The organism is Vibrio sp. 1F263, assembly GCF_041439035.1.
Lineage (GTDB): Bacteria > Pseudomonadota > Gammaproteobacteria > Enterobacterales > Vibrionaceae > Vibrio > Vibrio tasmaniensis_A.
The window spans coordinates 16,340-42,218 of record NZ_JBGONI010000011.1; the positions used below are offsets into that span (position 1 = coordinate 16,340).

Annotated in this window: 22 protein-coding genes; 4 read left to right on the plus strand and 18 right to left on the minus strand. The window is 44.4% G+C overall.

What is annotated here, in order from left to right; genetic code table 11:
* Positions 1-68 precede the first annotated feature (68 nt).
* The 3 genes from ACED25_RS09760 to crp all read left to right on the plus strand — a co-directional run bounded on the left by ACED25_RS09760 (position 69) and on the right by crp (position 2,102).
* Positions 69-281 carry a YheU family protein gene (locus ACED25_RS09760; RefSeq protein ID WP_010435208.1) on the plus strand — a complete coding sequence of 71 codons (213 nt, stop codon included), beginning with the start codon at positions 69-71 and terminating at the stop codon, positions 279-281.
* A gap of 77 nt (positions 282-358) precedes the next feature.
* Positions 359-1,228, plus strand: coding sequence for a phosphoribulokinase (locus ACED25_RS09765; protein ID WP_012604929.1), 870 nt, complete (start codon positions 359-361; stop codon positions 1,226-1,228).
* Positions 1,229-1,469: 241 nt separating this feature from the next.
* Complete coding sequence (gene crp, locus ACED25_RS09770; protein ID WP_004729651.1) at positions 1,470-2,102, plus strand: cAMP-activated global transcriptional regulator CRP; 633 nt, start codon at positions 1,470-1,472, stop codon at positions 2,100-2,102.
* Between the two features lie 184 nt (positions 2,103-2,286).
* Here crp and ACED25_RS09775 read toward each other — a convergent pair whose 3' ends face one another.
* The 5 genes from ACED25_RS09775 to ACED25_RS09795 form a co-directional block, all read right to left on the minus strand.
* Positions 2,287-3,078, minus strand: a complete 792-nt coding sequence (locus ACED25_RS09775) for a DUF1338 domain-containing protein (RefSeq protein WP_371695173.1) — start codon at positions 3,076-3,078, stop codon at positions 2,287-2,289.
* Positions 3,079-3,336: 258 nt separating this feature from the next.
* The gene (astD, locus tag ACED25_RS09780; protein ID WP_371695174.1) at positions 3,337-4,794 is read right to left on the minus strand and encodes a succinylglutamate-semialdehyde dehydrogenase; all 1,458 of its coding nucleotides are present in this window, start codon (positions 4,792-4,794) and stop codon (positions 3,337-3,339) included.
* Positions 4,795-4,833: 39 nt separating this feature from the next.
* Positions 4,834-5,853: an arginine N-succinyltransferase gene (astA, locus tag ACED25_RS09785; RefSeq protein WP_004729654.1), complete on the minus strand. Its 1,020-nt coding sequence runs from the start codon at positions 5,851-5,853 to the stop codon at positions 4,834-4,836.
* Positions 5,854-5,960: 107 nt separating this feature from the next.
* Positions 5,961-7,172: an aspartate aminotransferase family protein gene (locus tag ACED25_RS09790; protein WP_076668796.1), complete on the minus strand. Its 1,212-nt coding sequence runs from the start codon at positions 7,170-7,172 to the stop codon at positions 5,961-5,963.
* A 465-nt stretch (positions 7,173-7,637) separates the two neighbouring features.
* Complete coding sequence (locus ACED25_RS09795; protein WP_004729656.1) at positions 7,638-8,216, minus strand: aminodeoxychorismate/anthranilate synthase component II; 579 nt, start codon at positions 8,214-8,216, stop codon at positions 7,638-7,640.
* A 349-nt stretch (positions 8,217-8,565) separates the two neighbouring features.
* Here ACED25_RS09795 and ACED25_RS09800 point away from each other — a divergent pair, with 349 nt between their 5' ends.
* Entirely contained in the window at positions 8,566-11,049 is a 2,484-nt protein-coding gene (locus tag ACED25_RS09800; RefSeq protein ID WP_371695175.1) for an EAL domain-containing protein, read from the plus strand.
* Positions 11,050-11,098: 49 nt separating this feature from the next.
* Here the strand turns inward: ACED25_RS09800 and ACED25_RS09805 are convergent, their stop codons facing one another.
* The 13 genes from ACED25_RS09805 to pilM form a co-directional block, all read right to left on the minus strand.
* Entirely contained in the window at positions 11,099-13,696 is a 2,598-nt protein-coding gene (locus ACED25_RS09805; RefSeq protein WP_371695176.1) for an ExeM/NucH family extracellular endonuclease, read from the minus strand.
* 384 nt (positions 13,697-14,080) lie between these two features.
* The gene (gene trpS / locus ACED25_RS09810) at positions 14,081-15,097 is read right to left on the minus strand and encodes a tryptophan--tRNA ligase (RefSeq protein ID WP_010435234.1); all 1,017 of its coding nucleotides are present in this window, start codon (positions 15,095-15,097) and stop codon (positions 14,081-14,083) included.
* A gap of 175 nt (positions 15,098-15,272) precedes the next feature.
* The gene (locus ACED25_RS09815) at positions 15,273-15,959 is read right to left on the minus strand and encodes a phosphoglycolate phosphatase (RefSeq protein ID WP_009848912.1); all 687 of its coding nucleotides are present in this window, start codon (positions 15,957-15,959) and stop codon (positions 15,273-15,275) included.
* A gap of 102 nt (positions 15,960-16,061) precedes the next feature.
* Complete coding sequence (gene rpe, locus ACED25_RS09820) at positions 16,062-16,736, minus strand: ribulose-phosphate 3-epimerase (protein ID WP_009848911.1); 675 nt, start codon at positions 16,734-16,736, stop codon at positions 16,062-16,064.
* Positions 16,737-16,924: 188 nt separating this feature from the next.
* Entirely contained in the window at positions 16,925-17,785 is an 861-nt protein-coding gene (locus ACED25_RS09825; RefSeq protein WP_012604942.1) for a Dam family site-specific DNA-(adenine-N6)-methyltransferase, read from the minus strand.
* A gap of 69 nt (positions 17,786-17,854) precedes the next feature.
* Positions 17,855-19,372: an SPOR domain-containing protein gene (locus ACED25_RS09830; RefSeq protein WP_012604943.1), complete on the minus strand. Its 1,518-nt coding sequence runs from the start codon at positions 19,370-19,372 to the stop codon at positions 17,855-17,857.
* A gap of 79 nt (positions 19,373-19,451) precedes the next feature.
* Positions 19,452-20,540 (minus strand): 3-dehydroquinate synthase, encoded by a 1,089-nt coding sequence (gene aroB, locus ACED25_RS09835; RefSeq protein WP_009848908.1) that lies wholly within the window; start codon positions 20,538-20,540, stop codon positions 19,452-19,454.
* A gap of 24 nt (positions 20,541-20,564) precedes the next feature.
* Positions 20,565-21,083: a shikimate kinase AroK gene (gene aroK, locus ACED25_RS09840; RefSeq protein ID WP_009848907.1), complete on the minus strand. Its 519-nt coding sequence runs from the start codon at positions 21,081-21,083 to the stop codon at positions 20,565-20,567.
* Between the two features lie 176 nt (positions 21,084-21,259).
* A complete protein-coding gene (locus tag ACED25_RS09845; protein WP_371695177.1) occupies positions 21,260-22,978 on the minus strand; it encodes a type IV pilus secretin PilQ in 1,719 nt (572 codons plus the stop codon).
* A gap of 35 nt (positions 22,979-23,013) precedes the next feature.
* Positions 23,014-23,532 carry a pilus assembly protein PilP gene (locus ACED25_RS09850; protein WP_371695205.1) on the minus strand — a complete coding sequence of 173 codons (519 nt, stop codon included), beginning with the start codon at positions 23,530-23,532 and terminating at the stop codon, positions 23,014-23,016.
* Positions 23,519-24,148 carry a type 4a pilus biogenesis protein PilO gene (locus tag ACED25_RS09855; protein ID WP_371695178.1) on the minus strand — a complete coding sequence of 210 codons (630 nt, stop codon included), beginning with the start codon at positions 24,146-24,148 and terminating at the stop codon, positions 23,519-23,521. The genes ACED25_RS09850 and ACED25_RS09855 overlap by 14 nt, the downstream gene beginning before the upstream one ends.
* A complete protein-coding gene (locus ACED25_RS09860) occupies positions 24,141-24,755 on the minus strand; it encodes a PilN domain-containing protein (RefSeq protein ID WP_371695179.1) in 615 nt (204 codons plus the stop codon). The genes ACED25_RS09855 and ACED25_RS09860 overlap by 8 nt, the downstream gene beginning before the upstream one ends.
* Entirely contained in the window at positions 24,739-25,764 is a 1,026-nt protein-coding gene (gene pilM, locus ACED25_RS09865; RefSeq protein ID WP_371695180.1) for a type IV pilus assembly protein PilM, read from the minus strand. The genes ACED25_RS09860 and pilM overlap by 17 nt, the downstream gene beginning before the upstream one ends.
* Positions 25,765-25,879: the final 115 nt, after the last annotated feature.

A 25,879-nucleotide genomic window follows, 5' to 3' on the forward strand; every position in this document is an offset into this window, starting at 1 on the left:
AATATTACTAAGCTCACTCATTTCTACAACAATAAACCTACCCATGAACATAAAAGAGAGAAGTATTTATGATCATCCCGTGGCAAGACATTGCGCCAGAGACACTGGAAAACCTCATCAAAGAATTCGTACTGCGTGAAGGTACGGACTATGGTGACGTAGAAGTTTCACTGCAAAACAAAATTGACCAAGTGAAACATCAATTAGCCTCAGGAGAAGTGAGTATCGTGTTTTCTGAACTGCATGAAACAGTTGATATTCAAGTCACAAAACGCTTCTAAGCTGCGCTCATAAAGGAGCCGTGTTATAGTGGTAAACGATTGCTAACAAGTAAGTTACTCAAAAGACAAGGGTTGTCATGTCCGCTAAACATCCAATTATTGCGGTGACGGGTTCATCTGGAGCCGGCACCACCACTACCTCAGAAGCCTTCCGAAAAATGTTCAATATGATGGACGTGAAGGCAGCTTGGGTTGAAGGGGATAGTTTCCATCGCTTCACTCGACCAGAGATGGATGTCGAGATCCGTAAGGCGCGCGAGCAAGGTAAGCACATCAGCTACTTTGGTCCACAAGCTAACGATTTTGGTGCATTAGAAGATTTCTTCCGTCAATACGGCAATGAAGGCACGGGAAAAGTCCGTAGCTATCTGCATACCTTCGATGAAGCCGTGCCTTACAATCAAATGCCCGGCACCTTTACGCCATGGCAAGAGATCCCTGAAAACTCGGATGTGATGTTCTACGAAGGTCTTCACGGTGGCGTAGTCGATGGTGACATCAATGTTTCTCAACACGTCGATCTGCTTATCGGCATGGTACCTATCGTAAACTTGGAGTGGATCCAGAAATTCGTTCGTGACACACGCGATCGTGGTCACTCTCGCGAAGCGGTGATGGATTCTATTGTTCGCTCAATGGATGATTACCTTAACTACATTACCCCGCAGTTTTCGCGTACTCATATCAACTTTCAGCGTGTCCCTACCGTAGATACATCAAATCCACTGAATGCAAAAGGGATCCCAAGTTTAGACGAAAGCTTCGTGGTTATACGTTTGCGCGGCATCAAAAACGTCGATTTCCCTTACCTGTTGGCTATGATTGATGGCTCATTTATGTCACGTCATAACACGCTTGTGGTGCCAGGAGGCAAGATGAGTTTTGCTATGGAGCTCATTGTAAGGCCGATCCTGCAACAACTTATAGAAACCGGGAAAATAGGCTAACAAAACAACATTCTGGTTGATTACTTTTCATACCGTGATCATGTGCACAATTTTGCGTAAAAAATCGTAGCTTGGTCACGATTAAAATCAAGAAATAGTACCTGAAAAAGGATACTATTCTTAAACGAAACACAAGATAGCTTGCAGCACTCAACGAGTGCTCTTATCCTAGCTAGGTCAATTCAGGCTTAGCTAAAATATGGAAAGCGGCAAGCATACCCTGCAGAGGAAGTAAGATATTATGGTTCTAGGTAAACCCCAAACCGATCCAACATTAGAGTGGTTCCTTTCACACTGTCATATTCATAAGTACCCTTCAAAAAGTACTTTGATTCATGCTGGTGAAAAGGCAGAAACCTTGTACTACATCGTTAAAGGTTCTGTGGCAGTTCTTATCAAAGACGAAGAAGGTAAGGAAATGATTCTTTCTTACCTAAACCAAGGCGACTTCATCGGTGAGCTTGGCTTGTTCGAAGAAGACCAAGAGCGTACTGCATGGGTTCGTGCAAAATCTCCTTGTGAAGTAGCTGAGATTTCTTTCAAGAAATTCCGTCAACTTATCCAAGTGAACCCAGATATTCTAATGCGTCTTTCAGCGCAAATGGCAAACCGTCTACAAGTAACTAGCCAAAAGGTTGGTGACTTAGCGTTCCTTGACGTAACAGGTCGTATCGCTCAAACGCTACTAAACCTAGCAAAACAGCCAGATGCAATGACTCACCCTGACGGCATGCAAATCAAGATCACTCGTCAAGAGATTGGCCAGATTGTTGGTTGTTCTCGTGAGACCGTAGGTCGTATCTTGAAGATGCTAGAAGAGCAGAACCTAATTTCTGCACACGGTAAGACCATCGTGGTATACGGCACTCGTTAATCTCGATTAACTGAGCCAAAAATTTGAAAGCCACCAAATGCGAATTTGGTGGCTTTTTTGTTTTCTAAAGGTCTAAAGAACAGATGCGGGAAGCAAAGTTAGAAATCGGACTTCACTATTCTAAAGTATCTCGAAGCGAAGCGTACCCGCACCTCTAGGGCAAAGCCCGTACTCGTATCTTTCTTTAACCGTTGGTGCTTTCAAAGATCTTGTCAGCTGAAGCCGCGACAAATCCGGTATAAAGCTCACCATTGGCCATCACATAACGCTTAGCAAACTCATAAAAGCCTCCAGGAATCATCTCATTGCCTTCAACAAATGAAACTGGGACTTTGTCTGCCATAGTTGATGATTGCTCTAATAAGACCTCTGGAGAGCCTTTCACCTCACCACCTGACGCATTGATAGTGAATCCCGACTCATTCAGATAGTCATTCACGGCCTGCACTTCATCGAACTTATTTAACTGGTTCACACTCACCGTAAAGTGGTTTGCACCGTAACCATGAGCTGCGAGCCAAGAAGCGTATTCACTCTCTTTTGCTAGCACTTGGAAATCTGCGAAGCTCAAACCCCAAAGACGACCACCAAACAAGAATTCATGACCCTGAAGCTTGCTTGCGTCTACTTGCCCAACCAACTTAGCAACGATCTGTTGTAAGTCGCTTGAACACTCTTCGACCTTCAACTCACTAATGAACACTTTTGGTTGTTTTGGATCTGGATGCTCGTAATGCTTAGCCACTAGCTTCTTGCTCTCAAACAAGTAATCGCCACATGCCTTGTAACCTAACTCAAGGAAAGGCTTGGCCAGTGTTTCAATCCCCAGCGGTGCAACATTAAAAGTACGCAGTGCAATATGATCATTAATCAGGGCTTCGTCTTCTTTCAGCAAGTGATGTACTTTCTCAGCCGATGGACAAAGCCTGTGAATGTAATCATTCCATAGTGATTTAAAGAGTAGATCGGGCGTCATGGTGACTCCTTGTCAGAGGTTCTAGCAAGCTAGTAATTTGGATTAGAAAGGGAGAGGCTGGACATAGAGTCAGCAGCCATCAGCCTGTGACATACTTGTTCTATTATTATCTAGCGCCCAATCTAGGTGTCGGACGTGGGTGAAAATAGGAAGCGATAACACCGCTTCCTTATTACACAATCAATCAATGAATCTGTTACTCATGAACCTAGAGCTCATAAGCTTATGATTCATCAAGTTAAAGCTTAAGAACCAAAACTACAGCTCAATACCTGGGCTAAACGTAGTTGGCAGTTGAGTTTCACCACCTTCCATTGACGCCATTGGGTAAGCACAGTAGTCAGCCGCATAGTAAGCACTTGGGCGTAGGTTGCCTGAAGCACCCGGGCCACCAAATGGTGCATCACCACTTGCACCTGTTAGCTGGCGATTACGGTTAACAATACCCGCACGGATATGGTCAACGAAGTATTCCCATTCGGAATCGTCGGTTGAAACTAGGCCTGCAGACAAACCAAAGCGCGTGTCATTAGCCAGTTCAACGGCTTGCTCTAGCGATTGGTAGCGAACCACTTGCAGCAATGGGCCGAAGTACTCTTCATCTGGCAGTTCAGCAATGTTGGTTGCATCGATAATACCCGGAGAAACAAACGCCGCTTCGCCCGCTTTGGCTTCGACTAGGCTTACACCACCTAACGATTGCAGATTAGCTTGCGCGTCCAAAATGAACTTAGCCGCCGCTTCAGAGATTTGTGGGCCCATGAAGGGTGCTGGCTCAGCGAATGGCTGATCAACACGAATCTTCAAGGTAGCCGCAACAAGCTTATCGAGCAGTTGATCGCCCTTTTCTCCAACAGGCACATACAAGCGACGCGCACACGTACAACGTTGACCCGCACTGATGAAAGCCGATTGAATAATGGTGTAAACCGTCGCGTCAGCATCACCAAATTGGTCAGTGATCACCATAGGGTTGTTGCCGCCCATCTCTAGCGCCAACATCTTGCCCGGTTGACCTGCGAACTGACGGTGAAGGATATGACCGGTATTAGCACTGCCCGTGAATAACACGCCATCAAGACCTTTAGCATCAGCCAGTGCGATACCAGTTTCTTTAGCGCCTTGCACTAGGTTAATCACGCCAGCTGGAAGGCCTGCTTCTTGCCACAGTTTCATCGCAAACTCACCCGTCCAAGGTGTCTGCTCTGACGGCTTAAATACCACGGTATTACCCGATAGCAGTGCCGGAACAATATGACCGTTAGGCAGATGACCTGGGAAGTTATAAGGACCAAATACCGCCATTACGCCTAATGGGCGATGACGCAATACGATTTGGTTGCCTGCGGCTTCACGTGAAGCTTCACCCGTACGTTCGTGGTAAGCACGAATAGAGATAGCGATTTTACCCGCCATCGCACCCGCTTCAGTGCGAGTTTCCCAAATCGGCTTACCCGTCTCTTTTGCAATAATCTGTGCAATTTCTTCGCTGTTCTCTTTTACCTTCTCAGCAAAGTTCAATACGATCGCTTCACGCTCTGCAAAGCTCAATTGTTTCCAAACTAAGAAAGCGTCACGCGCCGCTGCTACTGCAGATTCAACCTGTGCTGGTGTTGCACTATCGCCTTGCCACACGACTTCATTATTGTATGGGCTTACTGATGTCATGGCGTCGCCTTGACCTGCCACCCACTGTCCTGCTATCCACTGAGTCATACTTCTATCCTTAAAATCTTCGACAGATAATCGCCGCTCTTATTGAGCCAACATGCGAACGAATTCGCCTTCTTTTACTTCAAGAGCGCTTGCTACTTCAGATGATAAAATCACTGTGTCGCTAGCTTGGTCATACGCGCCTTTCGCAGCTACTGCGCGGAAGTTCTCAAACGAGGTATTACCAATTAGGAAGTCTTTAGAGCTTGAATGCTCTGCAATTGTCACTTGAGCTCGAATCGCATGACGCACTGATTCGATATTTCTTAGATCACACTCAACCGTTGGGCCCCCATCAAAGATATCGACATAGCCACGGTTGGTGAAACCTTCACGCTCCAGCAACTTAAGTGCAGGGCGCGTATTGTCATGAACCTCTCCAATCACCGCCTGAGCTTCTTTGCTCAGCAAGTTCACATAGATAGGTAACTTCGGCATTAGGTCAGCAATGAAGCCTTTCTTACCAATACCCGTTAGGTAATCGGCGAGCGTAAAATCAATCGAGAAGAAATGCTCTTGCAGCCACTGCCAGAAAGGAGAGTTACCTTCCGCATCCGATACACCACGCATCTCAGCAAAAATCGTTTTCGAGAAACGCTCTGGGTGCTCTGACATGATCAAGAAGCGACACTTAGACATCAAACGACCATTCAATCCACCACGGAAAGCCGGGCGCAAGAACAGTGTGCAGATCTCACTGCATCCGGTGTAGTTATTGCCGAAAGTCAGTAGCTTCACGACGTTATTCACGCCAAGCTTCTGCGATGAGTGAACCACTTTGCTGATGTGGTAAGAGTAAAACGGAACATCCCAGCCAATTGAGGCTTCGATACCCGTAGTACCTGCGACTTCTCCGGTTTCGGTATCAAAGCCAACCATTAGGTAGCCTTCATCACCAGGTTCAGTCACGTCTTGTTTAGCAAAGCTGTATTCAGAATGAGTAATTCGGTTGGTTAACAGTTCTTCGTTAACCGGAAGAGATGTGAATCCGTGACCAGACTCAACCGCGCAGGTATGCAACGCATCGTAATCAGATAATTTTATTGGGCGAACAACTAGCATCAATATTCCCTCCAGATGCAAAACAGGCCCAAAACGAGAATCTTGGGCCTTTAGCAGTACGTCATGGGATCGCTCTAATGGCGATCATTCCTATGACGCCGCTCAGGCTAAACTAGCGTAGCGATTGCTTTGTCTAGTTTTGATAAACCTTCTTCAATTTCTTGTGTAGTGATAACCAGTGATGGCGTGAAACGAACCACGTTTGCACCCGCAACCAGTACCATCAAGCCTTGTTCGCCTGCTGCTACTAATACATCACGAGCACGACCTTGCCATGCTTCATTAAGTGCAGCACCTAGCAATAGGCCTTTACCGCGAACTTCACTGAATATTTGGTATTTGTCGTTAATCTTAGCCAAACCATCACGGAACATTGCTTCACGTTCTTTCACGCCAGCTAGCGTTTCCGGTTGGCTAACGACATCAACAACCGCTTCAGCAACGGCACACGCCAGTGGATTACCACCGTAAGTAGAACCGTGCGTACCGACTTTTAGGTGCGTCGCAAGCTCAGACGTTGTTAGCATTGCGCCGATAGGGAAACCGCCACCTAGTGATTTCGCTGTGCTTAGAATATCAGGTGTTACACCTAGGCCTTGGTAAGCGTAAAAGTTACCCGTACGGCCATTACCTGTTTGCACTTCATCAAAGATAAGCAGTGCATTGTGTTTGTCACACAGTTCACGAACTGTATTCACGAACTCAGATGTTGGAGAGATGATACCGCCCTCGCCTTGCAGGGGTTCCATCATGATTGCACATGTGCGATCTGAAATGTGCGCTTCTAGCGCAGCAATATCGTTGTAAGGCAGGTGAGTTACATCGCCCGGTTTAGGACCGAAGCCATCAGAGTAAGCCTCTTGACCACCCACAGTTACGGTAAAGAAAGTACGACCGTGGAAACCTTGTTTGAATGCAATGATTTCAGACTTCTCAGGACCGTGAACATCCGCTGCCCAACGACGAGCTAGCTTCAATGCAGCTTCGTTCGCTTCTGCACCAGAGTTGGCAAAGAATACTTTTTCTGCAAAACATACGTCGGTTAGCTTCTTCGCTAGACGCAATGCAGGTTCGTTGGTCATGACATTACTTAAATGCCAAATCTTGTTTGCTTGCTCAGTAACTGCGTTAACCATTGCTGGGTGACAGTGACCCAAACAGCTCACAGCGATACCACCAGCAAAGTCGATATATTCTCGGCCTTGTTGGTCCCAAACGCGTGCGCCTTCCCCTTTTACCGGGATCATTTCCATTGGGTTATAACAAGGCACCATCACCTCATTAAACAGACTACGTTCTACTTTTTTTTCCACTGTCATCGTACATTCCTTTTCGATACCGCAAGCTTCGCAAATAAGCGTACTGGTTCATAAGTGAGACAAAGATATTTTCTCTCGCCATAATCCCGCTGCAGCATTATATTTACATTTAATTAACGTTTTCAATAGTAGATTATTCTTTAGCTATCCCTAACAACCAGCTAAACGTCACTACCTATGACTATTTATGCATCAATTAATCTGTTTTATGAAGCTTTTTTTACCTAAACGTATAACCTGCAACGGCAAAGCCTTACTGGCATTGCGGTATATTGGGTTCGAGACGAAATAAGGCGAATAATTTTGCATAGGCTAAAAACTTAGCCTTAAGAGGGAGAAATGTTATAAAAAGTGATCAGCGTCAGAGGAGTAAGAGACGCGTAGCGCCCGAATTTAAACACTTAACGAATGGACTAACAGGTTTAACTGGCTTATTTAGACGGAGAAAGAGTCAAATTTAAACACTCAACGCGCTAAGAAGTTAGCGAGAAGCTGGTGTCCTTGCTCTGTTTTAATCGACTCAGGGTGAAATTGCACCGCATCAATCGGCAAGGTTTTGTGTTGATACCCCATGATCTCATCCATGCTGCCATCTTCAAATTCCGTCCAAGACGTCAGTTCAAAGCAGTCAGGCAGCGTGCCATTTTTTACCACTAGGGAATGGTAACGTGTCACAGTTAGAGGGTTATTAAGCCCTTGAAAAACGCTCTTACCATTGTGGCGTATTGGAGAGGTTTTACCGTGCATCACTTGTCTGGCTCGTACTACTTCACCACCAAACACTTGAGCGATGGCTTGATGACCAAGACACACACCTAAGATCGGCAGTTTACCCACGAAGTGTTCAATGACTTGCAGAGAGATTCCCGCATCATCAGGCGTACAAGGACCTGGCGAGATAACTAAATGGCTAGGATTCAGCGCTTCAATACCGACAATATCAATCTCATCGTTGCGAACAACTTTTACAGTGACCCCTAACTCACAGAAATACTGATACAAGTTATAGGTAAAAGAGTCGTAGTTATCGATGATAAGTAACATGGGTCGAAATCGTTTGCTAAATACTAAATGATTGGAAGATATAGGGGCGGTATTGTGCAATATAAAGCAAGAAAGGCAAGTGAAAATGATAAAAAGAAAATCAGCTTTCGCTGCCCTGATAACTTTACACTACAAATACATAAACGTTACTGGCAATGAAGCCAGAGTGATCCACTTAGTCTTCTCAAGACATAGATGTCTCCCATCCCTGCCAAAGTTCCCATAAAAATTAAAACCTTATAAGTTGCGGGTTTTTTATGACATAGTTCTTTTTTTGTGAAAAATAACAACTCAATGAATAATTGTTTGAGTTATCATTAGCGTGAATTTACTGACCTTTAATAGAAAAATGAAAGAGAACAAGCTCGTCTACCTAATTCGTTACATACCGACTATAACTGTGGTTCTATTCTCTATTATCGTCTTTTCGTTATCGGTCAATGATAGTTATCGACGAACCAATCAAGAAATCACTCACATAGAGTCCGATATTGTTGAAGAAAAAAAAGCCTATTTAAAATCTCAAGTCAGCTATGTCAACAAGCAGCTCAACTACTTAGAAGAAACAACAATAACCACACTACGCGACAGTATAAAAACTCATACTCTCCGCACTCACTCCATACTAAATCAACTGTACAAGGACAACCCACAATTAAGTGAACAAGAGTTTACAACCTTGGTTCGTTCGAGTTTGAAAAACTACAGATTCAATGACGGTCGTGGTTACCCTTTTATTTATCACCATGATGGAACTGTTATTTTTCACCCTGTTTTTCCTAGTATGCAAGGAGCCTCTAAATGGGAATTTCAAGATGCTAAAGGACACTTTGTTGCTCAGGAATTAACAAAAAAAGCGATTGAAGAAAAAGAAGGCTTTCATAAATGGTGGTTTCTAAAACCGAATTCATTCGCAAAGCAGTATGAAAAAATCGGCTATATCGTTAATTTCTCGCCATATAATTGGTATATAGGTACGAGTGACTTTATTACAGATGTCCAGGCAGACATTCAAAGTGACGTGCTCGAATGGTTAAGTCAGCTTCAAATTGGTCAACAGAGTAACTTCTACGTTATCGACACTAAAGGCGATGTGCTGGCTCATACCACTCCTAGCTTTATTGACACTAATATCCATAACATTCAAAACTTACACTTCCGCACTCAAGCAGTCGCGCTGTTGGAACAATCGGATGTCTATGTTAGACACTTAGCTGCCGACAATCACTCGTTAGAAAACCTTAGTTATGTCATCAAAAATAGTACTTGGGGCTGGACGATAGGCGCGAGCTTTAGTGTCACTGCATTAGAAAGACTTGTTGCTAAAAAAAATGCCGAGTTGATTGAAAAAAGAAATGATGAGCTCAATCGCTTAGCACTCATGTATAGCATAGTCGTTCTATTAGTCGGACTACTCTCATATTATGTAAGCACTCTAGTTTCTCGTCGCTTTGAATCTTATCAAGCTGAAATTCAATCTGACTTTGAAAAGCTCTGTACTGCAAACAGCACGCTGAATCACTTTGCTAATCATGACCAACTGACTGGGCTTTTTAATCGACACTTTTTTGAAGTCTATATGGAGGAAGAGCTGGCCAAAACTCAATCAGATGACGATAAATTTCTTGTCTGTTTTATTGATGTTGATAACTTTAAAAACATCAACGACTACTACGGACACAGTGTTGGAGACGAACTCTTAATACAGATATCTCAAACGCTTAAAAAAGTATGCCCTAATTTTTCAGAAGTGTTCCGGTTCGGAGGTGATGAATTTATTGTTACTTTCCCCGCTCTAAACAGCCTAAAACAGGCAGAAAGCGTCATGAAACTATTTCATGATGAACTTGCGACCAAGTATCAATGCTTTGAGCATGAATTTGATATCAGTTTTAGCTTAGGTGCCGCCTTGTATCCCGATCACGGGCGCACTGTCGATGAGTTGCTCGCAAGCTCTGATATTATGCTCCATTCTGTGAAATCAGAAGGCAAAGCAAACTGTGCTATTTTCTCATCAAAAACCTCTGCGAAAAATCAACGTAAGTTTCTGATTGAAGACAATTTACTTACCGCTATAGAAAGAAGAGAAATTTATTTAGATTATCAGCCTCAGTATTGCTTACAGTCTGGAAGGTTATGGGGAATCGAAGCGCTAGCTCGATGGAAAAGCCCAACATTGGGTAACGTTTACCCTGATGAATTTATCTCCGTAGCTGAAGTCAGTGGTCATATACGCGCATTAGGTTGGTATTTTATTGAATTAGCCTACCAACATTATTCAGAACTCGATTTTCCAGACGATGCGCCTATATTACTGGCACTGAACTTATCACCAGTTCAAATTAGTGAAACAAACTTTGCTGAAAATATCATAAAAATAACAGAGCGCTACGGTATAAACCCATCCCATATATGCCTAGAAGCCACCGAAGGCATCATGCTAAAAAATCCGGAAGAGGTAGCAAAAGTTGCGTATCAACTTCGTAGTAAAGGGTTTCACTTGGCCTTAGATGATTTTGGTACTGGGTACTCTTCGTTGAAGTATTTGTCATTGCTTCCTATTCATGAAATTAAAATAGATCGTAGCTTTATTTGGCAACTTTCAGAATCGAATACCGCTCATGAACTATTAAAAAGCATTGTCGCAATTGGGCGGTCTACAGGAACAAGAACCGTCGCTGAAGGTGTCGAAACCATTGAACAACTAGAATATGTTAAACAATATGGATGTGACATTGTCCAAGGGTACTTATTTTCAAAACCGGTATCACTAGAAAAAGCGGTACAAATACGCCAATACGACCTTGAAAAAATGGAACCCATTAGTAGCTAAAATATAAACCGCTACCTATAGGTAGCGGTTTATTATGACTCGAAAAGCCTTATGACTTACGACGACGCCACATTGCTAAGCCAAACAATGACATCAGCGCACCGAAACCAAACGAACCACCGACTTTAAGCTCAAGAACTGCCGGATCATGATCCGATGAACGGAAGTGATCTTGATACTTCGGCAGATCACCTTTGTACTCTTCGTTGTAATCAAGCAACTTCGATTCACCGCCATTGATATGCCAGTCAGTCGCATCCACCACCATGTCTTTCAGGCTGTCGCTGATCAACAGGTGATCCAAAGCGCCAACCTCATCATTGTATGAGTAGCTCCAGCTGTCTGGGTGCTTTTGAGCCACAGCATTAATGTAGCCGTAGTTCTTAGTAATCACCGCACCGTTATCACCAAACTGCTCGACACCGTCAATGTAAGTGTTACGCGCCGCTTTGATTTGCTTACCGTATTTCTCTTCAGAGTAATCCGTCAGTACCAGCATTGGGTCTTCCATGCCGTACGAGTTCATATCACCCAGAATCACTTTATGGCCTTTGATGCCATCTAGCGCTTCACCCAGAGCAACTGCTGCAGCCACACGGAAGTTCTCACATGAGCCTTGCTTATCGGCATCAATACCACCTTGGCCGCCCTGTTCGACAGGGGCTGCATCTTCCCAACACTTAGAACCTTTCGATTTAAAGTGGTTAATCGCAACGGTGAGTTTCTCTTTGGTGCCTTTCACTTTAAAAGTTGGCGCCAATGAGTCACGTTGGTAGTTCTTACCGTCTTCAATCACCTTGCCAGAATCGTCTAACACTTCTGGCGCTTGTTGGCTTGGCATCGCGATAACACGGCGGTCTTTAAGCTTAACCACTTTCTTACGGTAAATAACACCTGTTGTAATGACGTCAGTACCAATCGAGTCCATCTCGTCGGTTACGCCATCTTCGTTAGAGTCCACGGCCACAAAGGTATAACGGTCTTTCTTACGCTCAATACGATCATTCAGTTGGTTTACAAGCTGCTGAATGGCAGAGCCTTCACCAAAACCGTTGTTCTCAATTTCCATCAAACCAATGATGTCGGCATCTAGACGAAGAATCGCGTTCACAATCTTCTCTTGCTGCATCTCAAACTCAGTGATGGTGTTCGCGCCACGGTTGTTGCCGTGTTGGTTCGCGTCACCGCCAAATGGAGAGTTAAAGTAGTTCAATACGTTGAAGGTCGCGATACGTAGATCACCTTCATCCATATCAGGCTTGTCAGTACGTGGGTCATTACGTACAAAGTTCTCAGCCGAGATCTGGTTGGTTGTCACTAAGCGATACTCGCCGTAGCTGTAGGTCAGCACGCCTTCTAGGCCAACAATGGTGTCATCAATACGGATATAGTCTTCTGTTGAACCATCTTGGTCAATATCGGTACGGCCAAAGTCCGGATAGAAAGGAACTTGTCCGTCACCGGCTTTTTGATCGGTTTCAACAAAAAGACGACGGTCTGCGTTATCTTTAGTTTGTTGTTTCGCATCTTCAGAGCCAGCTGCAGATAACTGGTTCGGCTGCATGTTAATACGCTCATGGGCCAGTACCATGTTGTTACGACGACCTGCGTAGTCATAACCAAAGGTACGCGTTACACGCATATCAAGCGCTTCGGTTGTTTTCACCAACATGCCTTCATGGCGTTCAAGCGTTGCAGCGAAGTTCTCGTCACTGTCTAAGGCTTCAATTGCTGTCGCTTCAGGCGCTTGTTGCTCGCCCTGCTTAAGCCATTGGTTGTTTTCAACTTTAAGCTGAGTATGACTGTAATACTCTTGAACCTTACCTTTCACACACACTACATCGCCCGCTGCCAGTTCTGAACTCGATTGATTGGTGTGGATAAATAGACCTTCAGAAGTGCTTGAATTGAAGTCATCCTCAAGTGCTTGCAGGTAGAAACCTTTGGTTATGCCAGTAGTGACTGCACTTACCACACCTTTGACGAAGTATTCATCGTCAGTGATGTATGGATAGCCATCAATGAACGGTGATGTTGCGCCTTCACCTTGGATCTCTTGAATGGTTGTGAATACAGGAGCAGAGCCATCTTGTGTACAGGCAAACGCGTCAGGCAACTCTACATTGTCTAGTGAACCTAGCCCTTCAATACTGTCCTTAGGTAACGATACCCATTGCGAAGCATCAAACGTCGCAGAAGGTGTTTGTTTAGCACGAACCAAAGTAACATCTTTACCCCAGTCCACATCGCCCATCAAACCGACAACATCGTGCACCGAACCATCTGAATTCAAGATAGCCAGCGGATCGTCACCATTGTGATTAGCAATCGACGCGTTAAGAATATCAGCTGCCGCTTTAATTTCGTCACTTGCGCTGGTGTGCGCAACCACGAGTACTTCACCGGGCGCTAAAACGTGGCCATTCAAAGATAAAGTGGCGCCCCATGATCCATTACCATTCGCAGACTTCGCCAACGAGTAACCATCTAAATTAATGCTGCTATCGCCGTTATTGGCAATCTCAACCGCTTTGTTATAGCTGCCGCCTTCCACATATTGTGAAATAAACAAATCAGCGTGTGCGCTTGTGGTTAACAAGCTACCAATTGCCACTGCTAGCAATGAAGGTTTATGTAAAAGAGCCATCCGTTTCACCTAAGTTCATCGATTTATAGTCACTGCCATCTATGGGCAGTCATGTATTTTGTGGTAACTATCAGGTTTATTTATGAAAGGAATAAGTCAGTTGGCAAGAAAATGAGGAACTTATCACTTTGGAATCATCAATTGTTTGGCACGTTTTATATTTCCAACATATATAGAAACAAGAGTGACTTTATAAAGCTTGAGGATACCAAATAAGATCACCTGCACAGCATTAGTATGATGAATGTGTTAGCTAGATAATGCTTAAATTATCAATTCAAACAAGAGATTTACTGGGAAGGTAAATGGAGCGGGCAATAAAAAGCCCAAAGTAAACAAAGTCACTTTGGGCTTGAATTTCTAAACGAGTCGTTTTAGTAAACCCTATGGGCGAGTAACAAAACCTACCGCTTCGTATGCTTTTTTCAGTGTTACTGCAGCACGCTCAGAGGCTTTTTCGGCACCCGCTTTCATTACTGCGTCCATGTAAGCACGGTCAGCACGGATACGGTGGTATTCAGATTGAATCGGCTCAAGCATCTCAACCAATGCTGCGCCTACATCTTTCTTAAATGGACCGTACATTTCAACGCCTTGGTACTGCGCTTCGATCTCTTCAAACGTTTTACCCGTCGCCGCAGAGTAAAGACCCATTAGGTTAGAGATACCTGCTTTGTTTTCCCAATCGTGAGCAATACGTGGTGGCGTTTCTGCATCGGTTTGCGCTTTGTTGATCTTCTTGATGATCGACTTAGGCTCTTCTAGCAGAGTAATCACGTTCTTACGGTTGTCATCCGACTTAGACATCTTCTTCGTCGCATCTTGCAGGCTCATTACACGTGCATTCACTGTTGGAATGTAAGGTTCTGGTACTTGGAAGATTGGCGTTTCAGGACCGTAAATGTTGTTAAAGCGAGTTGCGATATCACGCGCTAGCTCTAAGTGTTGTTTCTGGTCGCTACCTACTGGCACTTGGTGAGCACCGTAAAGCAGGATGTCTGCAGCCATCAACACTGGGTAGTCGTATAGGCCTACGTTTACGTCGTTTGAGTGACGTGCAGACTTATCTTTAAACTGAGTCATACGGCTCAGTTCACCCATTTGCGTGTAACAGTTAAGAAGCCAACCAAGTTGAGCATGCTCTGGTACGTGTGACTGAACAAATAGCGTGCTCTTCTTTGGATCAACACCGACAGCAAGACAGATTGCTAATGCGTCTAGAGTCGCTTCGTGCAGTGCTTTCGGATCTTGGCGAACCGTAATTGCATGAAGGTCTACAACACAGTATTGGCAATCGTAATCATCTTGCATCTGTTGCCATTGACGTAGAGCACCCAAGTAGTTACCGATACTTAGTTCACCAGATGGTTGAACACCACTCAATACGATGGGCTTGCTCATGGTTTTAATTCCTTTGCTTGTTAGCTAAGCTCGTTAACTTAGTTTCTTAACCTAGTATCTGAAAAACTTAGCTTCTTAACTTTAAAATAGAAAGCCGTACAGCTCTTCTGCACGGCTCATCCAGTGTACTCATTGATAAGTATTTTGCTAGTAGGTTAGCTAACTTTTATCCGCTTTATGCTGAAACTAGAACGACATCTAGTAATTGCGCAATATTGTCTGCGACATAGTCAGGGTTTGATACTGAAATCGACTCACCGTGGTTGTAGCCGTATGTCAGACCAAACGAGTGACAGCCAGCATTCTTAGCCGCTTTGATGTCATTGCTTGAATCGCCAACCATCAGCATCTCTTCAGCTTTTACATTGTGCTTTTCTAGCAACCAGTTCAACGCCACTGGATTCGGCTTTTTCTCTGGGAAAGAGTCGCCACCCAACACATCAACAAAGTACTTATCAATATCGTGTTGCGCCAGAACGGCTGGTACAAATTTCGATGGCTTGTTTGTTACAAGCGCCATGGTGAAGCCCGCTTTATCCAACTCAGCTAACGTTTCTTTTACTGATGGGTAAAGGTGGCTCAGCTTATGGCCACTCTGCTCGTAAAAATCATCAAACAAGATACGCGCTTTCTTTAGCAGTTCAGGCTCTAGGTTTGGATCAACCGTCAAGTTGCGGCTCAGTGAGCGCCCGATAAGAACGTCAGCACCATTACCCACGTAGTCGCGAACTTGCTCTTCGCTTACAGAAGAAAAACCCAGTTCCTGACAAGCCTGATCAGCGGCAACAGCCAAATCAGGCACGCTATCTAACAAGGTTCCATCCAAATCAAAGGCAATCAGTTTTATTGAGCTTAATGACATCTTACTTTCCTATTTATTATGTTCGTCTTATGAGTTGAGATCCAAGACGTAAAAAAGGGGCCAATGAGCCCCTTAATATTCAATCTATCTGTAGTTTTACGATTATGCGTTTACTTTTGCAAGCTCTGAACGCATCTCATCAATCACTTCTTTGTAATCTGGTTGATTGAAGATAGCGGAACCCGCAACGAACATATCTGCACCCGCTTCTGCAATTTCACGGATGTTATCAACCTTCACGCCGCCATCAATCTCAAGGCGGATATCACGGCCAGATTCGTCAATAAGTTTACGAACAGCGCGCAGCTTATCAAGAGTATGAGGAATGAAAGATTGACCGCCAAAGCCAGGGTTCACTGACATCAGTAGAATCATGTCGACTTTGTCTAGGATGTAATCAAGGCAAGAAAGTGGCGTTGCTGGGTTAAGTACGACACCCGCTTTACAGCCGTGTTCTTTGATTAACTGTAGAGTGCGATCAACGTGCTCAGACGCTTCAACGTGGAAGGTAATCATTGATGCGCCAGCTTTGGCAAACTCAGGTACGATGCTGTCTACTGGCTTAACCATTAGATGAACATCGATAGGAGCTGTGATGCCGTAGTCGCGCAATGCTTTACAGATCGGTGCACCAAAAGTCAGGTTAGGTACGTAGTGGTTATCCATCACATCGAAGTGCACAACGTCGGCACCGGCTGCGAGTACTTTTTCGACGTCTTCACCAAGACGAGCAAAATCTGCAGACAAAATCGATGGAGCGATTAGAAAATCTTTCATACCAAACCTCTTAAGAGTGAGTAAATTGCGAATATCACCGCCTTGTGACCTCTCATACACAAGTACAAGACTCAATCCCAAGACTATTTGGTGTGCAATTCTACCTAAGCACCTAAGCAGATCCTAGCAGTTCGAAAGATTAGTTTAAGAAAGTACCCGTGGGTCACTCAATTTAATGAGTTAGAGGATTATTCTGACGACGACAATTCTGTTGAAGCGTGTTGCTGGTTTTTCTCTTTATGGAAAAGCGCCAGTAACTCATCAACTTTATTGCGCCCTGCGCCATTACGGCTAATGGTGCGCTTAACCTTGACCACGTTCAGTTCCGCACCATGGTATAAACGGCGCGTTAAGGTGGTGTCATGGTTTGAAATCAAGACAGGAATATCGCGTTCCATCGCCGCTTTTTCAGCGACATCCGCCAGTGCAGCTTGGTCATCTAAGCTAAAACCATTACCTGCGTAAGAGGTAAAGTTAGCCGTGTTCGACAGCGGTGCGTATGGAGGATCACAGTAAACCACGCAACCTTTACGCGCGCGGCTAAAGGTTTCATGGTATCCCTCACAGACGAAGGTGGCTTTTTTCGCTTTCTCAGCAAAAAACTCTAGCTCGGCTTCAGGGAAATAAGGTTTTTTATAAGAACCAAACGGAACGTTAAAACCGCCCTTCTTGTTGTAACGACACAAGCCATTGAAGCCAAATCGGTTCATGTACAAGAAAGCTAACGAGCGATACATAACGTTATCTGTACCATTGAACTCAGCGCGAACATCTAAGAACACTTCTCTACGGTTATTCTCCGGACAGAACCAACGCTTCGCTTCAGTGATATAGGTTTCAGGATCGGTTTTAAGTAGATTGTATAGGTTGATAAGATCAGGATTAATATCTGCAAGTAGGTACTGTTCAAAATCAGTATTCAGAAATACTGATCCGGCACCGACAAACGGTTCTACCAATTTACGAGCAGGTGGCAGGTGACGTTGGATGTCTTCAACTAGGCCATATTTACCACCAGCCCATTTTAGAAAGGCACGCTGCTTTTTCATTTACTGCTCTATCTATCAACTCAAAAATAAGGCTGCGGAATGTAACATATTTTGAGACTAAGCTCAGGGTTATTTCGCACGTTCTATCTCTCGATGCACTTGATTCATCGATTTTGCCCAAGGTTCCAACTGTTGAAGTGGTTTTGATAACGCACTTGCCGCATCTCGCGCCACTTGAATCGTTGGGTAATCTTGATAAGTGATAATAAACCACTTGGTGTCGTTACGAAGTGTTGGGTAAATACGAACCTTGTTCTCAAGCTCATACTCTTCAATGAAAGATTGTACATCTTCCAATGATGTCATCGCACTCAACTGCAGGGTATAAGCGCGCGGCGAGATAGCTTGTAGCTCTTCGCGTGCAAATGAGAATGTGATTTTTTTTGTCGGAGGTGCTGATTGTGTTAGCTCTGAACCTTCATTCGTTGCCGGCAATGACTCACGTTCCACAACATCAGGCTGCGGGATAACGACTGCATCTGTCTTTTCTTCAACTACAGCTTCAATTGCACTGGTATCAACACTCTCAGGTTTATCATCAAGCAAAGCATCGACCACATCAGAGGTGATCACCACACGTTGCTGATCTTGTTCTACCTGACCAACACTGGCTGTCTCTTCAACCACGACCGGCGGCAGAGAAGAGCTGTCATCGTCAGCACCTTGATAACTCATATCAACTTCGGCTTCAGAATCGACAGTTCCGTCGATTGTGGCTTGCTCAGTTACATTTTCCACTTCCAACGTTGGAATAACTGTCTGCTCAATAGGGGCGATAATAGATTGCGCTTTATCGTCAGGCGTTGGTTGATTAAACATCCACCAGTAACCGCCGCCGATAACAAGCAACAACAACGCCACCACAATCGCAATATTGATAGGTGAACCAATGATTGAGCGAATAATAATCCTTTTTTCCACTTTCAATTCTCCTAAGGCCATTAGCTCACCGGGCAAAGGTTGCGCTTTTTTAAATGCATTTCGCACCCGAGATTCTGACTCATCATCGACATATCGAATCACCAGTGACTCAAAGAAATGTTCAGCTTCTGGTTGCGAAAGATCATCGATCTCAAGGGCGATAGGTTTGTGCGGCTGACCGTAACTAAGTCGTGTTAATAGCGTGTCTAGGTGACCAGTTTGCGAGAACAGAACGATATTAATCGTCCATTGAGGGTTTGATTGAGATTCAAGTACCAACATCCATAATTCTGATACCAGTAGCTCAGACAATCGGTGGGCGTCATCAATGACAATAAGCACATTACACGTATCTCCATCCAGCAACCTAGCAAGGCTATCAGATAAAGAATCATGTTGATTAAAGAGTGGGTCAGAAACAATCTGACTAAGAATAAGTGCGCGGCGCTGTTGATCGTCTTGGCTTGGGTGACAAAGCAGTAAACACTGATTTTTTTCTGTCGACCATGCTTCAAGATAACGCTGAGCTAACCAAGATCGGCCAGAACCCGTTTTACCAGCAACATTTACAAAGTTTGAACCAAAGTTAGTTAAAAGCTGTAAACGCTCTAGCAACTCAACTTGAGACTCTAACTCCAATACTCTTAAATCATGAGCCAAACTCATTGGGGATCCCTACTGATAAGTTCGATCTGTAAAGCGCTTGAGTTGCCTAGAGTTTAGCTAGGCAACCTCACAACCGAATTTAAAGAGTACGGCAGAAATCAATCGCTTGTTTAATGATGTCTTGAGGTACATCAGCAACCACTTCAGCAGTACCAATACTTGTTGGTAATACCAGACGCAACTGACCAGACAGCACTTTTTTATCGCGCATCATGTGCTTCATAAAGTCTTCAAAAGACATGCTTTCTGGCGTATGGATTGGTAGTTTCGCATTCTTGAGTATAGAAATAATTCGCTCAAGTTGCTGCTGAGAAATCAGTCCCTGTAATTGGGCGGTTTTTGCTGCCATTACAGTGCCTGACGACACAGCTTCACCATGTAGCCAATTACCATAGCCTAGTTCTGCTTCAATCGCATGACCAAATGTATGACCTAGGTTCAATAACGCTCTGATTCCTGACTCTTTTTCATCGATAGCAACCACTTCAGCCTTAATTGCACAACAACGAGCAATCGCGGTAATCAGTGCGTCTTCATCAAGTTGATACAGTTTCTCTAGATTCTGTTCCAACCAGCCAAAAAAGGCTTCATCGTAAATGATGCCGTATTTGATCACCTCAGCCATGCCCGCTGCAAACTCACGCTCTGGAAGCGTTGATAGGCAGTTAGTATCGATGATGACAGATTTTGGTTGGTAAAAAGCGCCGATCATATTCTTGCCAAGGGGATGGTTCACTGCAGTTTTACCACCTACAGAGGAGTCCACTTGAGAAAGAAGGGTCGTCGGGATTTGAATGAAATCAATACCGCGCTGGTAGCAAGAGGCAGCAAAACCGACCAAATCACCGATAACACCACCACCCAAAGCAATCACCACCACATCGCGGCTGTAATTTCCTTCAAGCATGTAGCTCATCACTGAGTTGAACGTTTCAAGTGTTTTGTATTGCTCACCGTCTGGCAACTCTAAAAGAGATGTCTGACAGCCGACTTGATCCAATAGCGATAAAATTTTATCAGCATAAAGAGGCGCTACTGTCACATTACTGATAACAACAACTTTCTGCTTACCTGATAAAAAAGAAAGGTACGCCGGGTCTTCAAATAACCCGGCGCCAATAGAGATAGGGTAGCTACGCTCAGCTAGATTGACCGTAATCCGTTCCATGGGTTTGCTCTCCGAAAAATGAACTTAACGTTCTTCTAGCATTTTTACGATCTGGTTGGCTACCACTTTTGCACTTTGGTCGTCAGTACGAACTGTGTAGTCCGCCACTTCTTCGTATAGTGCGTTGCGAGATACAGCTAGATCTTCTAGCACATCACGCGGGTTGTCTGTTTGAAGTAGAGGGCGTTTCTTGTCGCGGTTAGTGCGAGCAAGTTGCTTTTCAATTGTTGTCTCTAGGTATACAACAATGCCTCGTGCAGATAGACGGTTACGGTTTTCTTTGCTCAGCACTGAACCACCACCTGTCGCAAGAACAATACCTTGTTCTTCTGTCAGATCGTTGATTACAGATTCTTCGCGCTTACGGAAACCATCTTCGCCCTCAACATCAAAAACCCATGCGATGTCTGCGCCAGTGCGCTCTTCGATCACAGTGTCAGAGTCTAGAAACTCCATATGAAGTTGGGAAGCTAGGTGTCTACCAATTGTACTTTTGCCGGCGCCCATTGGGCCAACAAGAAAAATATTGCGTTTCTCAGCCATGTTTTTAGCAGTAATTTACAACGTTAATTCAATGACATCGCCACAAGGTAGGTCAGTACAAGTACTGAAATTAAAAGGCCCGTGGCACCGATTCCTCACAGATAATTCGTGATAAGACCCGAAATTATCAAGGTTAGGTGCCACTAATGCAACTTTATTTTTAATCTAATTGCTCATTACTGAATCACAACTTTAGGTGTAACAAAAATAAGTAGTTCACTTTTGCCTACATTTTCATAGCTACGACGGAACAATGCGCCAAGAACAGGAAGGTCTCCTAACAGTGGAACTTTATCAACTTGGCTGCTCACACTGTGTTGAAAAATACCACCTAACACGACCGTTTCACCATTATTAACAAGTACTTGCGTTCCAATTCTTTGCGTATCAATAGCGACAGCTTCACCGGTGCCGGTTTTCACCACTTGCCCCGGCCTATCTTGAGTCACGCTCAAATCCAATACCAAACGATTGTCGGGTGTGATCTGCGGAGTCACCTTGAGACTCAATACCGCTTTCTTAAATGCGACTGAAGTAGCACCACTTGAAGAAGACTCTAAATAAGGGATTTCAGTACCTTGCTCAATATAAGCGGGGTTTTTATTGGTGGTAATTAAGCGTGGGCTAGAAATAATCTCTGCTTTCGACTCTTGTTGCAGTGCTGACAATTCAAGATCAAGCAAGGTATCAGACCCCAGCTTGGCTACCTGAAACGCAATACTCGACGCGCTCGGAGAAGTTGCTCCTAAATTAACGTTGAGGAAATCGTCAATCGCACTATTCCCACCATTATCGTCATACGGTGTAATTTGCGATGGATGGTTGCCCTCTATCGAGCCGCCAACTTTGAAGCTTCCGTTGGTCGAGGAAACGCCCCAACGCACTCCTAGTTCATCAAGATTACCCTCAGTAACAGTGACAATACGTGCTTCTATCTGAACTTGCTTCACGGGAATGTCTAGCGATTCAATAATGCCTCGTATCACCGCAATGTTTTCTTCCAATTCACGGATCAACAGGGAGTTAGTTCGCTCATCAATGGTAATCGAGCCTCGCTCGGACAACATGCTTACCGCCCCTTCCCCACCAATCATGTCGGCAATGTCGGTGGCTTTGGCAAAGTTAATCTTGATGATTTCCGACTTGAGTTCACCTAGCTCTTCTTCCAAACGAGATTTCTCTAGCGCTTGTTGCTCTCTAAGGTCGAGCTCAGCTTTAGGTGCCACCAAGATAACGTTGCCATCAACACGCTTATCCAATCCCTTAACTTGCAAGATAATGTCGAGAACTTGCTGCCAAGGCACACCATCTAAACGTAAAGTCAGGTTACCCGTGACTGAATCAGAAACAACGAGATTGAAATCGTTGTAATCAGCAATAAGCTGCAAAACATTACGTACAGGGATATCTTGGAAGTTAATCGATATCACCTTGCCTTCTTTTTCTAAAACATTTTTCTCTATTGTCACTTCATCAATAGTAGGCCCACTGATCACTACCTCAATAAAGCGACCTTTTAAGTTGTATTCATATTGATAGTCACCAGCGATCGTTGCCAACAATCGCGTACTGGGCGTTTCCTTATACACCTCAATACCTTCAACTAAGGTCGCGAAGTCCTTCACATCCAGAAGGTAAAGCTTATCGTCATTCACCTGAGTATTGAGTAACTCGATACTTAAACCTTCCTGAGCACGTTGAACATCCACCACAGCAGTACTGGTTGCCAATTCGATAATGATGACGGCGTCTTTCTCCTTGTTGACCCTAAAATCAATATTTTCCAATTGATTTGGCAAGCTCTCGGCATAGCTGAACACGCTAACCACCAACATCACAGACACAACTAGGCTTTGCAGCCCTTTGTTTATTAACTTACTTAGTCCTTTAATCATATTTACATCTCATATCCACATCATGTGACATTGGTTTACTTCAGAGCGAGCTTAACGTTGCGCTTATGCCAACAACCTAAACCATCTGGAAGGGTTTCATTAATCTGTACGTACTGGCTCGTCACCTTAGTCACTCGACCATTATTTAAGCCAATAAACTGACCTTTTTTCACATTGACCACGTTCCCTTTTGGGGTTTGTACTAACCCTGAAACGCTTGTTCCACTGCCCATTACGCCTCTTAAACGCAGCTTACTCAGTGGGTATTTTTCTAACTTGCCAATACGAGAGCGAGCGTTCGGCTGCCAACAGTCTTTCTTCACCAAGGGTTGATTTTGCACCATGGCTTCTTTAGGAAGTTCAAAGGGAGGACGAAAAGCGTGGCGTTGATAAGTTGCGGCCAAGAACTCCGTTTCTGGGACAAGTTTTTCTACCTCTTTTCTCGCCTTAGCTTCAACTTGCCTCACAAAATCTTCTAACGAATCCTGATTGGCTTTACAGCCTGAAAGCACAAGCAGTAACAATAGGGACAAAAGGACGCTACTGAATTTCATCATTCACCTCCGATTTAAACTGATAGGTGTAAGCTCGAACCCTGAAGTGCAGCGTGCTGCTTTCTTGACTGACTCGCTGCCAATTCACATCATCGAAGCTAATAATGCGCGGCAGTTTTGCGATGGCTGCGGAGAAATCACCAATCTCGTGGTAATCACCGGTTAGCTCAATATTGAGGGGTAACCGATAGAGGAATTCCTTGTTCTGCTTTTGCCCCCAATCAATGCGCGTAAAGGTTAGCGCATTATCCAAACCAAGTTCATTCACTGAGGCCAACATACTGGCGAGCTCCTTTTGAACTGGCAACTGTTCTAACAGATAGTCGTAGCGACTGGTTAGCTCATCCAACTGACTCTGAAGCTTAGGCAAAGCCGCAACCTTGTTCGCTTTTATCCTTAATGTTGCTTTCAAAGTCTGCTCTTGCTGCTTCATCTGCTGCAGTTCATCGTCTAAAGGCAGCACATACAGCCAAGTCCCGACACCTTGGATTAATATCACCAGCAACAGAATAACGAGCAGTTGGGGCAACAACGGCCATTCGGTGATCTCATCAACATCGAGATCTTGCAAGCTCACACTATTTTGCCAGCTAATCCTACTTTGAAGGTTAGCCATGATTTGCCCCCTTCTCTTTTCTGCTCGCGGTTGCGCTCTCTGCGGTTGTGTTTTCTAAAGAAACAGGTCTAAACACAAAAGAGACCTTGAAGGTCTGAAACTCTTTATTGAAGCGCTTTCGGTTATGGATAATAGAGTGCATCTCGACCCCTTTAAGAGAATCAGAACGCTCTAGATTGTCCAACATTGTGGCGAGGCGAGCCGTACTGTCGCTGATACCTGCCATCTCAATCTCCTGACCATTCATCTTTATCTTGTCGACATACACGCCCTCAGGAATCAGCTCCGGCATTAGATTCATAAAGTCGGTGGTCTTATTACGGCCAAGCTGTAACGACTCCACGACATCAAGTCGAGTCAGAATGGCTTTGTGTTCTTGTTCTGCAACTTTTAACGATTGAATTTGTCGGTCGAGCTCGGCAATGTATTGATTAAGATAATTGAGGCGAGCTTGCTGTTTGGCTTGTTGACCCTGAAAATAGTGACCAATCGCCCATTGCCCTGTAAGTGCAATGATGACGCCAAGAATGACTAGGTGGATAAAACGCTTCTTGTGCTGAGCGCGAATCTCATCACGCCACGGCAGCAGGTTAATTTGATGCAACATGCTTCTCTCCTTGCCACTTGAGTCCACTCATCGCCATACCCGCGGCAATGCCGAAATGTTGCCAGTTCATCGGCAGTTGGTGCCGCTTCGCCACCTTGTTCTCAAATAACGATAAAGGATTGAGCGATTCACAACTCATCTGAAAATGGCGCTCTAGATCTTCAACTACCATCGGAATGCTGGCTCCTTCGCCCATCAGCCAGATCCCGGATATCGGCTCAAGTGCATTCACTGAGGAATAGAGTTGCAACTGTCGCTTAAGCTTTTCAACCAAATTAACAATAAACCGATGTGTGTCCTCTGCGTTGCCGAAAACACCTTCTGTATAACTCGGGCTGTCAGTACCGCGAAGATCTTGAGTACCAAAGGCGATGTCTTTATAGAAAGGTGCTGAATCCTGCGGGATAATGCCTAACGACGTTTGGTCAACTCCCACGTCCACTAGCAACCAGTTACTTTTTTCAGGATAAAGGCGTGAAGCCAACTGCCAAATATTGAGCAGACCATGTGCTTGGGTGTCGACGACAACAGGTTTAAATCCGGCTTTATTTAAAGCATCCGCTCGACTGTCTACAACTTCCTTACGAGTCGCATATATCTGATAGCTACTTGTCGATCCTTTACCAAATCGTTTGTCTTCCAGCTTTACAAAATCTAAACTCAGCTCCTCGATAGGAAAGGGAGATTGATGAGCAAAGGTTTGATAGATAGAAAACTCCTTTTCTCTGTCTTCTAAGTCACTCTCTATTTGCAGTACTTTGCTGATCACCGTGTTATCGGGTACCGAAATGGCGACGTTGCGACAGCCAAAAGGCAGTCCTTTCCTAAGTTCTTTAAGTTTCTTAACAGTTTTCTGATACTCCAAAGTATGGTTAGCTGTAAAAATGTCGTCCGAAATCGGCAGCTCTTTGTATCCCACTAGGGCATACGACTCCCCCACGGGTTTTAGTACCACGGCTTTGATGCTGTGATGATTTATATCTATACCTGTAATTAATGATGAACCCATGTGACCTAGCTCCTGAAGTGCCAAGCATTTCGTTGATTATCTAGGGGTTGTGATTATTAGTTAAATAAGCGTTAATAAACGAAAGCTAAGTTTTTAACCTAGAGTACAAGGGTTT

Bases quoted from the DNA above. Each gene is read 5' to 3' on its own strand.
- aroB (WP_009848908.1), bottom strand. From the start codon at position 20,540: ATGGAACGGATTACGGTCAATCTAGCTGAGCGTAGCTACCCTATCTCT.
- aroK (WP_009848907.1), bottom strand. From the start codon at position 21,083: ATGGCTGAGAAACGCAATATTTTTCTTGTTGGCCCAATGGGCGCCGGC.
- trpS (WP_010435234.1), bottom strand. From the start codon at position 15,097: ATGAGCAAGCCCATCGTATTGAGTGGTGTTCAACCATCTGGTGAACTA.
- ACED25_RS09815 (WP_009848912.1), bottom strand. From the start codon at position 15,959: ATGTCATTAAGCTCAATAAAACTGATTGCCTTTGATTTGGATGGAACC.
- ACED25_RS09765 (WP_012604929.1), top strand. From the start codon at position 359: ATGTCCGCTAAACATCCAATTATTGCGGTGACGGGTTCATCTGGAGCC.
- ACED25_RS09825 (WP_012604942.1), bottom strand. From the start codon at position 17,785: ATGAAAAAGCAGCGTGCCTTTCTAAAATGGGCTGGTGGTAAATATGGC.
- ACED25_RS09845 (WP_371695177.1), bottom strand. From the start codon at position 22,978: ATGATTAAAGGACTAAGTAAGTTAATAAACAAAGGGCTGCAAAGCCTA.
- ACED25_RS09850 (WP_371695205.1), bottom strand. From the start codon at position 23,532: ATGAAATTCAGTAGCGTCCTTTTGTCCCTATTGTTACTGCTTGTGCTT.
- ACED25_RS09790 (WP_076668796.1), bottom strand. From the start codon at position 7,172: ATGACAGTGGAAAAAAAAGTAGAACGTAGTCTGTTTAATGAGGTGATG.
- crp (WP_004729651.1), top strand. From the start codon at position 1,470: ATGGTTCTAGGTAAACCCCAAACCGATCCAACATTAGAGTGGTTCCTT.
- ACED25_RS09760 (WP_010435208.1), top strand. From the start codon at position 69: ATGATCATCCCGTGGCAAGACATTGCGCCAGAGACACTGGAAAACCTC.
- ACED25_RS09775 (WP_371695173.1), bottom strand. From the start codon at position 3,078: ATGACGCCCGATCTACTCTTTAAATCACTATGGAATGATTACATTCAC.
- ACED25_RS09795 (WP_004729656.1), bottom strand. From the start codon at position 8,216: ATGTTACTTATCATCGATAACTACGACTCTTTTACCTATAACTTGTAT.
- rpe (WP_009848911.1), bottom strand. From the start codon at position 16,736: ATGAAAGATTTTCTAATCGCTCCATCGATTTTGTCTGCAGATTTTGCT.
- astA (WP_004729654.1), bottom strand. From the start codon at position 5,853: ATGCTAGTTGTTCGCCCAATAAAATTATCTGATTACGATGCGTTGCAT.
- pilM (WP_371695180.1), bottom strand. From the start codon at position 25,764: ATGGGTTCATCATTAATTACAGGTATAGATATAAATCATCACAGCATC.
- ACED25_RS09855 (WP_371695178.1), bottom strand. From the start codon at position 24,148: ATGGCTAACCTTCAAAGTAGGATTAGCTGGCAAAATAGTGTGAGCTTG.
- ACED25_RS09860 (WP_371695179.1), bottom strand. From the start codon at position 24,755: ATGTTGCATCAAATTAACCTGCTGCCGTGGCGTGATGAGATTCGCGCT.
- ACED25_RS09830 (WP_012604943.1), bottom strand. From the start codon at position 19,372: ATGAGTTTGGCTCATGATTTAAGAGTATTGGAGTTAGAGTCTCAAGTT.
- ACED25_RS09800 (WP_371695175.1), top strand. From the start codon at position 8,566: ATGAAAGAGAACAAGCTCGTCTACCTAATTCGTTACATACCGACTATA.
- astD (WP_371695174.1), bottom strand. From the start codon at position 4,794: ATGACTCAGTGGATAGCAGGACAGTGGGTGGCAGGTCAAGGCGACGCC.
- ACED25_RS09805 (WP_371695176.1), bottom strand. From the start codon at position 13,696: ATGGCTCTTTTACATAAACCTTCATTGCTAGCAGTGGCAATTGGTAGC.